Origin of the sequence: Arthrobacter sp. S39 (assembly GCF_004320525.1) — a bacterium.
In the GTDB taxonomy this organism is placed as follows: Bacteria; Actinomycetota; Actinomycetes; order Actinomycetales; family Micrococcaceae; genus Arthrobacter.
This window is the reverse complement of sequence record NZ_SIHX01000012.1, coordinates 58476-70930: the sequence shown is the minus strand read 5'-3', so window position 1 is coordinate 70930 and position 12455 is coordinate 58476. Positions and strand designations below refer to the sequence as shown.

Below are 12455 nucleotides of genomic sequence, written 5' to 3'. Positions count from 1 at the left end.
GGGTCAGCCCTTCTTCTTGTTGAAGCGCAGCTGGATGAGCGCGATGGCCAGCAGGACCACCATCAGCACCATCGACGCGGCACTCGCGTAGCCCACCTTGGACTGCTCAAAGCCGGTCTTGTAGATGTACTGGACGATCAGGGTGTTCTCCGTGCCGGGGCCGCCGTTGGTCAGCGCCTGGATCATGGCGAACTCCTTCATGGCATGGATGGTGGACAGCAGGATGACCATGAACGACGTCGGCGCGATGCCCGGCAGCGTGACGTGCCGGAACCGCTGCCACGCGTTGGCGCCGTCCAGCTCGGCCGCCTCCAGCAGCGCCTCAGGGATGTTCTTCAGCGCCGCGATGAACAGCAGCATGTTGAACGCGGTACCGCCCCAGGCCGAGGCGAAGATGACCACCATCAGCGCCAGGTTTCCGTTGCTGGACCACGGCACCGGGCTGCCGCCCAGCGTGGAGATCACGAAGTTCACAAAACCGAAGTCCTGGCCGAACATCCACTTCCAGATGACACCCACCACGATCGGGGAGATCAGCCAGGGAAGGAAGATGATCACCTTCGCGGCGGTCCGCCCCCTGGTGGCCTTGCTGACCAGCAGCGCGGCAATGCCCAGCGAGGAGATGTAGACCAGCGGCACCGAGAACACCGTATAGAGGAAGGTCCGGCTCAGGGCGGCATAAAACGTGCTGTCCGCGAAAAGCTTCTGGAAGTTGGCCAGGCCGATGAAGTTCAGCTTGCCCACACCACGGTAGTCCGTGAAGGAGTAGATCAGTCCGAGCGCTCCGGGCCAGACGAAGAACACCAGGAAGAGCACCACGTTGACGCCGATGAGGACCAGCGGGGCGATGACGTAGCGGTTGTGCCGCTTCATCTGGGATTTGCTCCGCACGGCGCCCGTGCCGGGCGTCCCCGGCGTCACCGTGGAGCTCAGGGTTGGATTGGCCACGGGCTTAAGCGCCGTTGTAGAGCTTCACGATGTTCGCCACCGTGGTCTTGGCGTCCTGGCTGCCGCCGAGCATCTTGACGGTTTCCTCACGCAGCGGGTCCCCGGAGAATGGTGTCTCGGCGTAGGCCTCGGCCACCACACGCTTGATGGCGTTGTCACCCTTGGCCTCGTTGCCGGCAATCTGCTTCTGGTACAGCTCGAAGGAGGACTGCTGGAACGGGTAGTCGACCTTCAGGTCAGCCTTGACAGGCAGGTAGCCGCCGAGCTTGGCGAACTCGGTGTAGTTGGCGTCGTCGTAGAACCATTCGATGAACTTCTTGGCTTCCTCATCAGCGCCGGTGTCCTTGAAGGCGATCATGAATCCGCCGCCAAGGTTGGTGGCGTTGGCTTCCTTCTTGGGCAGGGGCACGGACATCCACTCGAAGTCCTTGATGTTCTTGTTGAAGTCGGCAACCTGCCAGCTGCCGGAGTAGTACGCGGCAACCTGGCCGCTCTTGAACATGGCGTTGCCGTCCTCGCCGCTGAGCCAGACGGACTTGGGCATGGTCTTGTCGTCGTTGAGCTTCTGGAAGTACTCGAGCGTCTCCACGGCCTCGTCGTCCGCTGCGTACTTGTCGCCTTCCTTGGCGAAGGCGCTGCTGCCGAACTCGTACATCATGGCGCGCAGGCGGTGGCCGGAGCGGTCCATGACCACGCCGTACTTGGCGCCGGCCTTTTCGCGGACCTCATTGACGGCCGCGACGAACTCATCCCAGGTCCAGGCGTCCTCGATGGCGGTGGGGAACGCCACGCCGGCCTTGGCGAAGAGGCTCTTGTTCACGAACAGCCCCACGGCGGTGAGGTCGGACGGGATGGCCGGGATGGTGCCGTCCGGGGCTTCCTGCAGGAACTTTTCGTCGATGTTCCGGGACTTGGCGATGTCCGTGAGGTCCTGGAGCTGGTTGACCCACAGCGGGTCGAGGCCGGTGACGCGGGCCAGGGCCGGGAGGTCGTTGGCGGTGGCGGCGTTCTTGAGCTTGGTGGTGATGTCCGCGGTGGGAACGTCCACCACCTCGATGGTGATGCCTGTGGCTTCCTTGTACTTCGCGGCGGCTGCGGCGAACGCCCCGCCCTGGTTGGTGTCGCCTGAAAGGACCAGCTGAAGGGTCTTGGCCCCGCCGTCAGTTGTACCGCCTCCGCCGCCCCCACAGGCTGAAAGACCGACGGCGATTGCTGAGAGGCCAAAGGCCGTCAGTCCGAACTGCCTGCGGCTGATGCTGGAGATTCTTGTCTGCTCTGACAATGCTCTGTCCTGTCTCACGATGCGTGCCGTGCCTGCGGGGCATGGCTGGAAGATGCTGGCGGCGGACCTGAAGGCCGCATTGCCAACGATTCGGAAAAGCCTTTCCTCCCCCAACTGTGATCCATGTCATGACAATATGTCAAGATAACGTGCTCACATTTTCCAACGTTATATATTCCAACGCGGGGTCACTCCTGGCCCAATGGGAGCCTCTTATTGGGCCAGGAGTGACTCCGCGTTGCTTCCTCTCCTCCCCTACCGGCCGGCCCGCCGCCGTCGTAGTTTGGACGCATGGGACTGAACATTCAGATCGTCACGGATTGCAGGAACCCCCACGCCCTCGCGGACTGGTGGGCCGAGACCCTGGAGTGGGCGGTGGAGCCGCAGGACGACGGCTTCATCCGGTCCATGATCGAGCAGGGGTTCGCCACGGAGGACCAGACCCTGGTGCACAACGGCAGGCTCGTGTGGCGTGACGGCTGCGCCATCCGCCCGCCCGAGGAGCTCGACGCGGCCAAGCCGGAACGGCGCCTCCTGTTCCAGACCGCGCCCGAAGGAAAGACCGTCAAGAACCGCGTGCACTGGGACGTGGACCTGGCCGGCCGGGACAAGGACGAGGTCCGCCGCGAGCTCGAAGCCCGGGGAGCGACGTTCCTCTGGAGTGCCAGCCAGGGGCCGCATTCCTGGCACACCATGGCGGACCCCGAGGGGAACGAGTTCTGCATCAGCTGAGCCGATTACTAGACTTGTCCGGTGAGCAACCAATTCCCCGCCAAGGTGTCCGACGTTTTTGATCCGTCCCGCTGGCGCACGGTGTCCGGCTTTGACGACTTCCAGGACATGACGTACCACCGCCAGGTGGAGCGGGTCTCGCTCCCCAGCCACTCCCCATCCTCGCAAGCTCGGCCGGGGTCCCCTGTGGTTGTGGGCCCAGGCTCGACCACCGGGACCGGCTCGGAAACCAGGGACCTGCCCACGGTCCGGATCGCCTTCAACCGGCCCGAGGTCCGCAACGCCTTCCGCCCCGGGACCGTGGACGAGCTCTACCGCGCCCTGGACCACGCCCGGATGACTCCGGACGTGGCCACCGTCCTGCTCACCGGCAACGGCCCCTCTCCCAAGGACGGCGGCCACTCGTTCTGCTCCGGCGGGGACCAGCGGATCAGGGGCAGGGACGGGTACCGGTATGCCGACGGCGAGACCCAGGAAACCATCGACCCCGCCCGCGCCGGCCGGCTCCACATCCTGGAAGTCCAGCGGCTGATCCGCACCATGCCCAAGGTGGTCATCGCGGTCGTCAACGGTTGGGCGGCGGGCGGCGGCCACTCCCTGCACGTCGTCTCGGACCTCACCATCGCCTCCCGCCAGCACGGCAAGTTCAAGCAGACGGACGCCACGGTGGGCAGTTTCGACGCCGGCTACGGCTCGGCGCTGCTGGCCCGCCAGATCGGGCAGAAGTCCGCCCGCGAAATCTTCTTCCTGGCGCGCGAATATTCCGCCGAGGACATGGTCCGGATGGGCGCCGTGAACGAGGCCGTGGACCACGAACGGCTTGAGGACGTTGCACTGGACTACGCCGCCGACATCGCCCGGCAGTCCCCGCAGGCCATCCGGATGCTGAAGTTCGCCTTCAACCTCGCCGACGACGGCCTGGCCGGCCAGCAGGTCTTTGCCGGCGAAGCCACCCGCCTGGCGTACATGACGGACGAAGCCGTGGAGGGCAAAGAGGCGTTCCTGGAAAAACGCGACCCCGACTGGTCCCGTTTCCCGCACTACTTCTAAGGCAGGACTCCCATGAACATCGGACCCATGAATATTGGCCCCGTAGACATCGACCCCGCCCTCAAGGCGCTGGCGGCCGCCCTCCACGGTGAGGGACCCGCCGTCGAGCTTTCCGTCAGCGACGACGGCGGCCTGGTGGTGGGCCACGTGGAGACCCCCGGCTGCGACGACGCCGTGGCCGTGGTCCGCACCTCCGGCTCCACCGGGACCCCCAAGGCCACCATCCTCACGGTGGAAGCCCTGGCGGCCTCCTCGATGGCCACCGCCTTCGCGCTCAAGGGTGAGGGGCAGTGGCTCCTGGCCCTTCCGGTGCAGTACGTCGCCGGCGTGCAGGTGCTGGTGCGTTCGCTGTTCGCCGGTACCCGCCCATGGGTTATGGACATGTCACACGGCTTCACGCCGGAGGCCTTCACCGCGGCGGCCCTGGAGCTGACGGACAAGCACCGCTACACCTCCCTGGTCCCCACCCAGCTGCAGCGGCTCCTGGAGGACCCGTCCCCGGAAACCCTGGCGGCGCTGCGGCGCTTCAACGGCGTCCTGCTCGGCGGCGCCCCGGCGTCAGCGCAGCTCCTGGACGCGGCACGCGAAGCCGGCGTCCGCGTGTTCACCACGTACGGTTCCGCCGAAACCTGCGGCGGCTGCATCTACGACGGCTACCCGCTTGAAGGCTCAGCCGTCCGGATCGCCGAGGACGGCCACATCCTCCTGGGCGGCGACACCATCGCCGCCGGATACCTGGGCGCCCCGGACCAGACCGCGGATGTTTTCTTCGAGGAGGACGGCGTCCGCTGGTACCGCACCAGCGACCTCGGCAGCCTCGACGCGGACGGCCGGCTCACGGTCCTGGGCCGCGCAGACGACGTGATCATCACCGGCGGCGTCAAGGTCTCCGCCGCGCATGTGCAGGCTGAGCTGGAAAAGTCCGACGGCGTGAGGGCAGCTTTTGTGGCGGGTGTCCCGTCCACTGAATGGGGCCAGGCCGTGGCCGCCTACGTGGCCGTCCTGCCGGGGCTCGGCGGACCTGTCCTGCCCGGCTCCGAAGAGGACGCCGCGTCCGGCGGGGATCCCGCCGTCGTCCTTGAAGAGGAATGGCACCGGACGCTGGGGCTCCTCGCACCCAAAACCGTGCTTACCGCCCCGGAGCTGCTGATGCTGCCCAACGGCAAGCCCGACCGCCTGGCCATGACCGGCCGGCTCAACTCCCTGCACCAGGGAAAGTAAAGTAGTCCTGCACCGGCCGCGGCTTCGCGGCAGGTGCGTCACCGATTCGCCGAACCCCGACCCAACACGAGGTACTTACCGTGGCCACAGCCGCACAATGGATCCAAGGCGCCCGACTCCGCACGTTGCCCGCGGCGATCGCCCCGGTGCTGATCGGCACCGCGGCAGCCTTCGAAATGGATTCGTTCCTGCTCTTCAACGCTATCCTTGCCGGGCTCGTGGCGCTGCTCCTGCAGATCGGTGTCAACTACGCCAACGACTACTCGGACGGCATCCGCGGCACGGATGAGGACCGGGTGGGACCGCTGCGCCTCGTCGGGTCCGGCGCCGCACAGCCCGAGCACGTCAAGTACGCGGCCTTCGGCGCTTTCGCCGCCGCCATGGTGGTGGGCCTGGTGCTGGTGGTGATCACCCAGAGCTGGTGGCTGATCCTGGTGGGACTGGGCTGCGTGATGGCCGCCTGGGGCTACACCGGCGGCAAGAACCCCTACGGCTACATGGGCCTGGGCGACGTTTTTGTGTTCGTCTTCTTTGGCCTGGTGGCCACGCTGGGCACCACGTACACACAGGCCGGACAGATCAACCTCGCGTCCATCATCGGCGCGATCGGGACGGGACTCATCGCCTGCGCCCTGCTGATGGCCAACAACGTCAGGGACATCCCCACCGACATCCAGGCCGGGAAGAAAACCCTGGCGGTGCGCCTCGGCGACAAGCATGCCCGGGAAAGCTACGTGCTGATGCTGGCCGTGGCCATCCTGCTGGTGATCATCCTGGCGCCGGGGCGTCCGTGGATGCTGATCGTCCTGCTCCTCATCCCCGCCTGCCTGATGCCGGCCTGGCTGATGATCAACGGACGCAAGCGCAAGAGCCTCATCCCGGTGCTGAAGCAGACCGGCCTGATCAACCTCGGCTACAGCCTGCTGTTCTCACTGGGACTGGTGCTCAGCCACGGCTTCTAGCTGTTGGTGCCCTTGGGTTCCTGGGGCTTGGATTCCACGGGATTGGGGCCTGCCGGCTTGGCATCCGTGCTGATGGTGACGTCCGGGTTGCTGTCCACCAGGGCGTCCTCGGCCTGCGCGTCGTCCACCTCGCCGGCGGTGCGCAGCGGCTTGGCCTTCCCGGTGAACCGGCGGCGCATGGCCGCGGTGGCGTCGTCGCGCTGTTCCTGGAAGAACAGGTAGCTGACCGCGAACGCGATGCCGGCGGCGCAGATGACGGACATCACTGCCCCCAGGCCCAGGTAGAGGAACAGCACAAAGAGCGGCGCGAACAGCGCCAGCCGGATCAGGGAGTATTTCAGGAAAGCCACCATCCAAGTTTAGCCGTCCTGCCTGAACGCCCGCCCCGTCCGGACGATAGACTTAACGACATGCTCTTCCGTGTGGTTCTTGCCGTCGCAGTACTCGCCATCTATGTGTATGGCCTGGTGGACGTGATCCGCACTGACGGACGCCTGACCCGGGGCATTTCCAAACCGGCGTGGATTGTCGTAGTGATTGTCCTGCCGCTGATAGGCACCCTCCTGTGGCTCCTGATCGGACGCCCCCGCGGCAACGCCCCGGCACGGCAGAACTACAGCCACCCCACGTCTCCTGACGACGACCCCGACTTCCTCCGCAACCTCGATGCCAGGCGGCGCAACCAGGCCGAGGCGGCGCGCCTCAAGAAGCTCAAAGATGATCTTGAGGCGAAGGGAAAGGCCGACGGCGATGCCAGCAGCGGGGATGCTGACACGCACGATACCGACGAACGGAAGTAGCACCCGTGGCTTCCGAACCGGACGGAGAACAGCAGCTGCGGACCACCCGGCCCGCACCCCCGTCAGGTGAGCCAGCCGCGTCACCAGGTCCCGCCCAGCATGCCCCTTCCCGGCCTTCCGGCCCGCCCGCGCCGCCGCGTCCGGGCCTGAGCCATTACTCGCCGGCGCCCATTGTGGTGGCGCCTCCCACGCCGCGCTCAATCCGCGCGGCCGGAACGCTCTGGGTGTTCAGCTTCGTCGCCGGTTTCGCCGTGCTCGCAGGTTCCTTCCTGACCCGTGATTCACACCTGGAACGGCTGCGGGCAGTAGTGGATGGGATGGCGCCCGGTGGCGACGCCGATGCCCTGACGGCCGCTTCGGCGATTGTCTTCTGGGGCAGCATGGGCGCCATGCTGCTGGTGATCCTCCTCGAAGCGGCCGCCCTGGCGATTCTCAACGGCCGGCAGGGCTGGGTCCGCTGGCTGATGATCCCGCTGCTGCTCGTCCATGTGGGCACGGTGCTGGTGGCGGAGGCCTTCCTTGTTCCCGAGGGCGACGGCGGCAGTTATGTCTGGCTGCTGTGGGGGGCCCAGATGCTGATGGCATTCGTGGGGCTGGTGCTGCTGTTCATGCCTGCCAGCAATGCCTGGCTGCGGTCGCGGAAGCAGGGCTAGTGATTCAGCTGCAGGGCGGCGAACCCGGCGAGGACGCCTTCGCAGCTGCGCATGACCACGCGGCATACGTCCTGCCCTGAACGGTCCGTCAAAGGACTTTCCGACACCAGCCGCCAGCGGCGCAGGCATTCGCGGGCCGCGGCGGTAACCGCCTCCGGCGTGGCCTCCGGTTCGAGGCCCAGCCGGAGGTGCGCCGCGGTGCCCGCCCCGCCGATCAGCCTCTCGGCTTCGAAAGCCAGATCGTCGTTGAGGGACGTTCCGGTGGTGCGCAGGGCAGCGAGCAGGCGCAACTCCCGGAATTCGTGGGCGTTGACCTGGAGCCGTTCCAGTGCCGCCGCCAGGTGTCCTGCGCCCTCTGGCGGCGGCGAGGTCCGGAGCAGGGTTTCCACGCCGACCAACGCAGTACGTGCCTTCAGTGCGTCGGCGCGGGCATGGAACTGCCGGTCCACCATCGCCAACAGCGGGTCAAGGCCGCTGCGCCTGGCAAGTTCGTGCGCCAACGGCGTGGGATCCGTGAACCCCGCCCGGATCAGGACCACACCCAGCCTGATCCCGAACAGCCCGAACCGCGACAGGAGCGAGGCCCTCGCTTCGGCGCCGAGGCCCTCCGGCACGCCGGCCCGCAGGAACCTGTCCGCGGAGAGCAACAGCTTCTCGCGGGCCGCCCGGTCCATGCCGGCAAGGACGGCCAGCGATTCGAAGTCGGACTGTCGCATGCTCCGGGCACTCTGCGCCAGGAGGACAGCCACCGGGACCACCCCCAATGCCAGCTTTCGCAGGCTGTGGTCCCGGCGATACCGCTCGGCGATATCCCCGGCAGAAAGCAGGGAATCGATCCGACCCGCACCGATCTCGTCCGCCCTGGACAGCACGGCCAGGGCATTGACCGTGCCGGACCGGCCAGCTTCGGTGTCCCGGAACGACTCCAGGAACCGGAGGTCGGAGGCATGCATATGCCGCATCAGGTATATGATCGCGTCGGCCTCGGAGGGCGAGTCCCCTGGCGTGAGGAAGCTGACGGCCCGGGCAGAAACATCCTCGGACAGGGACGCGATTCCCGGGGTGTCGATCAGGGTGACGGCCCGCAGGCTCTCCGAGGGCCACTCCACTACCAGCCGCTCCACGTCCTGGGCACGTTCAGTCCCCAGGACGAATACCAGCCGCCCCTCAACGCGCTTCAGGGGCAGCGTACGCGGCTCACCGACCACAGGGTAGAGGGTGATCCGGGGTGAGTGCCCGTACCGGTACCAGGTGACGATGCGGGTGCATTCGCCGGTGTCGGTGGGCGCAATCTCCTCGCCGATGATGGCGTTGAGCAGGGTTGATTTGCCGGCTTTCACCATTCCCGCCACTGCCACCCGCAGCGGCTCGGCAAGCCTTGTGGCGTAGCCTTCCAGGGCTGCCGTGGCCGCAAGGTCATCGCGGTACACGGCGCGGGCCTCCTGGATCAGGTCAGCCACTCCGGCGCTGGTAGCCTCCCTCATCCGGCCGCCACCACTGCAGGGGCGGCCTGGCTGCCCGCTGGCTTCGCTGTTGCTTTGGCCGTCGCCGTTTTGGCCACTGCCGGCTCGGCCGCCACCGACTCTGCTATGCGGTGCAGGGCATCCACACGCTTGAGCTCAGCCTTGATGTCCCGGATCCGCATCTCCTTTTCCAGCTTGTACGTTGTGGCCGCCTTCTGCGCGGCGGCCACAGAGTCGGAAAGCGAACGGTGATGCTCTTCAGCGATTTCGGTGAAGTGGTCGCGGGCGGAGCGTTGAACCAGCCGGAGCCGGTCCTTGAGCTGCTTTCCCACCTGGAACACCACGTCGTCCAGCTGGCGGCGGACCAGTGCCTTGGCTTCGGCCTGCCGGCGCTTGAGCCTGGCTTCCTTGTCTTCCCGGTACGCCTTGCGGCCCAGCAGCAGTCCAGCGCCGACAGACAGCGGATTGATCAGGGCCATCCCGAAAACCCCGGTGAGAAGGCCAAACATCAGTACACCGCCATAGGACCCGCGCATACCGATCAGGACCTTCTGCATTGGATGGATCTTCCCGTCGTCCAGCCGGGGCATGTCGTCCACGGGATCCAAAGCGTCCCCGGTGTCCGATACGCGCAGCACAGGGAGAGCCACTTCCTCCTCGGAAAAGTGCTCAGCCACCTGTGCTGCCAGCCATTGGGACCGTTCGCTGGTCCAGACGAACGTGTCCGAAATGGCGGCTGCGGCGCATTCCTCCAGCCATTTCGAGAACTGTGGCCAGGTGGGACCCGGGTCGCCCAGGTCAATGGCGGTCTCGGCCTCGCGCTGGATCCGCCGCAGTCGATCCCGGAGGTCGTATTCCATGTCGGCAATCAGGTCACCGATGCCGTCATTCAGGGTGATCTGCCAGCGCGCTGATCGCTTGCGGAGGTCGTCGGCCTCAAGTTTGGCAGCTTCCAGCCCGGCGATCATCGCGGGTGTTCCTTCCGGGTCCTCCAGTGCCGCCAGCTCCGACTGAAGGGACAGGCGGAGGTTGTCAGTGACGGAGAGGAGGTCCTGGCTCACCGAGCGGCGTTGGATCCGTTCGGCTTTCCCCACGATTTCGTTCCGGAGGTGGCCGATCAGGCCCGGGAAGCCGGACTCCGTGTTGAGTTCGCCGTCCTGCAGCCGGGCGGCTTCCAGGCGGAGATCCGAGGAAACCGGGAAAAGCGGGATGTCGGGCGATACCAGGGAGAGGTGGCCCCGGTCCAGGTCGGCAACCCTGCGCCATTCCGGGTAGAGGTCGGTCTTCGACAGCACACCCACCACGCTCGGAGTGATCCGCATGGCCTGCTTCAGGAACCTGATCTCCGGTTCGGTGTATTCCTGGGAAGCATCCGAAACGAGCAGCATGGCATCTGCCGTGGGCAACGCCGTAAGGGTGGTCAGGGTGTGGCTGGACCCCAGGCCTCCAACTCCCGGCGAGTCAACGACGGTCAGGCCGCCTGCCAGCACCTTGCGTGGCAGGAAGACTTCGGCGGCCACGAGTTTCCTGGCGTTGCCGGGGTTTCCGCGTTCGGAAACGTAGGTGGCAAGTTCGGAGATGTTGACCGGCTGGCGTTCGAGGGCCGCCTCGTCGCCGGGTTCGGCGTCAGCCCGCGGCAGGAGGACGGATGCCGACGCCGGATCACCGTGCCGGACCAGCGTTGGCACCGATGTGGCAATGTCGTCGTCGACAGGGCACACCGGGGCGTTGACCAGAGCGTTAATGAGCTTGCTTTTGCCTTGCTTGAATTCACCCACCACTATGACGCGGATGCTTGGATCCCGGAGCCTGCGCAGCGTCTGGTCCAGGCGCTTGCGCAGGTCGGCACGGTCTCCGGCGCTGACCAGTTCGATGCCCTGTTCCACAAGCGTTGCCAGTTGTGCCGCCGTGGGGGGCGTCGAGGGCCTTGCCGGTCCTGCCGGGTCTGGCGTCTTTGCCAGGCCCCCGGGGATTGGTGTTTCAGCCACAGCCAGTCCTTTGCTTCAAGTCTCGAAAATGGACGATGGTTCCCGTGTGAAGTGCCCGGCAGGTGTACTGGGCCACCTGCCGGGCACTCCCGGTACCCCCGGGACTGGCCGCTACAGAGTTACGTCATCACCAGCAACGAGCGAATCATCGACATCGACGTCGACATCCAAATCGGTGTTGGTCGAGTTGTCCTGGAAGGAGTCCTCGATCTCCACCTCGGTGCTCTCATCATTGAATGAGTCGGCGACAGCCACCTCAGTCGAGTTGTCCTGGAAGGAATCCTCGATCTCCACCTCCGTGTTGGTGGAGTTGTCGGAGTTGTCAGTGAACGTGTCCTCGATTTCGATGGAGTTGTCGGAATTGTCCGTCGTGGTCGAGTTGTCCGAGTTGTCGTTGAAGGAGTCCTCAACGTCGACGTCAACATCGGTCTCAGTCGAGTTGTCGGAATTGTCCGAGTTGTCCGAGTTGTCGTTGTACGAATCGTTGATGGAGTTGTCCGAGTTGTCGGAGTTGTCCGAGTTGTCCGAGTTGTCCGTGTTGAACGAATCGTCCACGTCGACGTCCACATCGGTGTTGAAGGAGTCGTCGATGTCCGTCTTCTCGTTGCCGATGTTGACGTCCCCGCCGGCGTAGATGGAGTGGTCCTCGGAGTTGTCCGTCGAGTTGTCCGTGTTGTAGGAATCCTCGATGTTGTTGGAATCCTCAACGTACGCGTCGTCGCCGGCAGCAATTGCTCGGTCGCCGGAAGCAACCACGGAGTCGTTGTCGAACCACTGCTTGACGTCTCCGTCGGCCCAGATGTTCTGGTTGACGGACTGGTCGGTGATGGTGTCGCGGTCATCAACCGTTGATGTTGACGTGTACGAATAGTTGTTCACTACGTGGTGCAGCTGCTGGACAGCGTGTGCGTGGTCCTCATGGTGTCCACCGCCACCGCCGCCGCCGTGGGGAGCCGGCGGAGGAGTGTGGCCGCCACCGCCCGTTGCTGCGCCGTTGCCGCCGGTGTTGTACTCCCGGTCGAAGGACGAGTGGTTGAGGGTAATGGGTGCGTAGTCCAAAACAACCGGCATGGCCGCATCAACATCTGCAGAGCAGACGTCGCCGAGGCCGGCTTTACTCAGAGCCTGCTCCGGGTCGTCCAGGAACTCCTCTGCTGCTTGCTGGTTTCCAAAAAGGCTCATCAGGAACTGGACGAGCTCGTTGGCGAGTGTAGGCATTGGGTGTCCTCAAATCTTCTCTGAGTTGTGGATGGCCTGGCGTTCGATACCGGGCTTGAATCAAACGTACGGTCCCACCCAAAGACCGTGCATCGGGTCACTTCCCCCTACCGTCCCGTCCCCTGCTAGGGGATCGCG

Annotated in this window: 12 protein-coding genes; 6 read left to right on the top strand and 6 right to left on the bottom strand. The window is 65.5% G+C overall.

Translation table 11 applies throughout. From position 1 onward, the window contains the following. Positions 1–3: 3 nt before the first annotated feature. Together EYS21_RS19630 and EYS21_RS19625 are read right to left on the bottom strand one after the other, a co-directional pair. Positions 4–948, bottom strand: a complete 945-nt coding sequence (locus EYS21_RS19630) for a sugar ABC transporter permease (RefSeq protein WP_207307830.1) — start codon at positions 946–948, stop codon at positions 4–6. 4 nt (positions 949–952) lie between these two features. Then, positions 953–2230, bottom strand: coding sequence for an extracellular solute-binding protein (locus EYS21_RS19625; protein ID WP_131134918.1), 1278 nt, complete (start codon positions 2228–2230; stop codon positions 953–955). Positions 2231–2521: 291 nt separating this feature from the next. Here EYS21_RS19625 and EYS21_RS19620 point away from each other — a divergent pair, with 291 nt between their 5' ends. From EYS21_RS19620 to EYS21_RS19605, 4 genes are all read left to right on the top strand, one after another. Further along, positions 2522–2962 carry a VOC family protein gene (locus EYS21_RS19620; protein ID WP_131134917.1) on the top strand — a complete coding sequence of 147 codons (441 nt, stop codon included), beginning with the start codon at positions 2522–2524 and terminating at the stop codon, positions 2960–2962. Positions 2963–2983: 21 nt separating this feature from the next. Beyond that, complete coding sequence (locus EYS21_RS19615) at positions 2984–4012, top strand: 1,4-dihydroxy-2-naphthoyl-CoA synthase (RefSeq protein ID WP_131134916.1); 1029 nt, start codon at positions 2984–2986, stop codon at positions 4010–4012. A 12-nt stretch (positions 4013–4024) separates the two neighbouring features. Continuing rightward, on the top strand, positions 4025–5233 hold the full coding sequence (locus EYS21_RS19610) for an AMP-binding protein (RefSeq protein WP_242633521.1): 1209 nt from the start codon (positions 4025–4027) through the stop codon (positions 5231–5233). Between the two features lie 80 nt (positions 5234–5313). After that, on the top strand, positions 5314–6195 hold the full coding sequence (locus EYS21_RS19605; RefSeq protein WP_131134915.1) for a 1,4-dihydroxy-2-naphthoate polyprenyltransferase: 882 nt from the start codon (positions 5314–5316) through the stop codon (positions 6193–6195). On the opposite strand, the gene EYS21_RS19600 is transcribed toward EYS21_RS19605, so the two are convergent. Beyond that, positions 6192–6548, bottom strand: a complete 357-nt coding sequence (locus EYS21_RS19600) for a DUF4229 domain-containing protein (RefSeq protein WP_131134914.1) — start codon at positions 6546–6548, stop codon at positions 6192–6194. The genes EYS21_RS19605 and EYS21_RS19600 overlap by 4 nt on opposite strands. Before the next feature lie 57 nt (positions 6549–6605). Between EYS21_RS19600 and EYS21_RS19595 the strand changes: the two genes are divergently transcribed. Next, positions 6606–6995, top strand: coding sequence for a PLD nuclease N-terminal domain-containing protein (locus EYS21_RS19595; RefSeq protein ID WP_131134913.1), 390 nt, complete (start codon positions 6606–6608; stop codon positions 6993–6995). A 5-nt stretch (positions 6996–7000) separates the two neighbouring features. Continuing rightward, positions 7001–7648: a hypothetical protein gene (locus EYS21_RS19590; RefSeq protein WP_242633520.1), complete on the top strand. Its 648-nt coding sequence runs from the start codon at positions 7001–7003 to the stop codon at positions 7646–7648. On the opposite strand, the gene EYS21_RS19585 is transcribed toward EYS21_RS19590, so the two are convergent. The 3 genes from EYS21_RS19585 to EYS21_RS19575 all read right to left on the bottom strand — a co-directional run bounded on the left by EYS21_RS19585 (position 7645) and on the right by EYS21_RS19575 (position 12317). Further along, positions 7645–9132: a dynamin family protein gene (locus EYS21_RS19585; RefSeq protein WP_131134912.1), complete on the bottom strand. Its 1488-nt coding sequence runs from the start codon at positions 9130–9132 to the stop codon at positions 7645–7647. The genes EYS21_RS19590 and EYS21_RS19585 overlap by 4 nt on opposite strands. After that, complete coding sequence (locus EYS21_RS19580; protein WP_242633525.1) at positions 9129–10997, bottom strand: dynamin family protein; 1869 nt, start codon at positions 10995–10997, stop codon at positions 9129–9131. The genes EYS21_RS19585 and EYS21_RS19580 overlap by 4 nt, the downstream gene beginning before the upstream one ends. A 213-nt stretch (positions 10998–11210) precedes the next feature. Beyond that, complete coding sequence (locus EYS21_RS19575) at positions 11211–12317, bottom strand: IniB N-terminal domain-containing protein (RefSeq protein ID WP_131134911.1); 1107 nt, start codon at positions 12315–12317, stop codon at positions 11211–11213. Between the last annotated feature and the right edge of the window lie 138 nt (positions 12318–12455).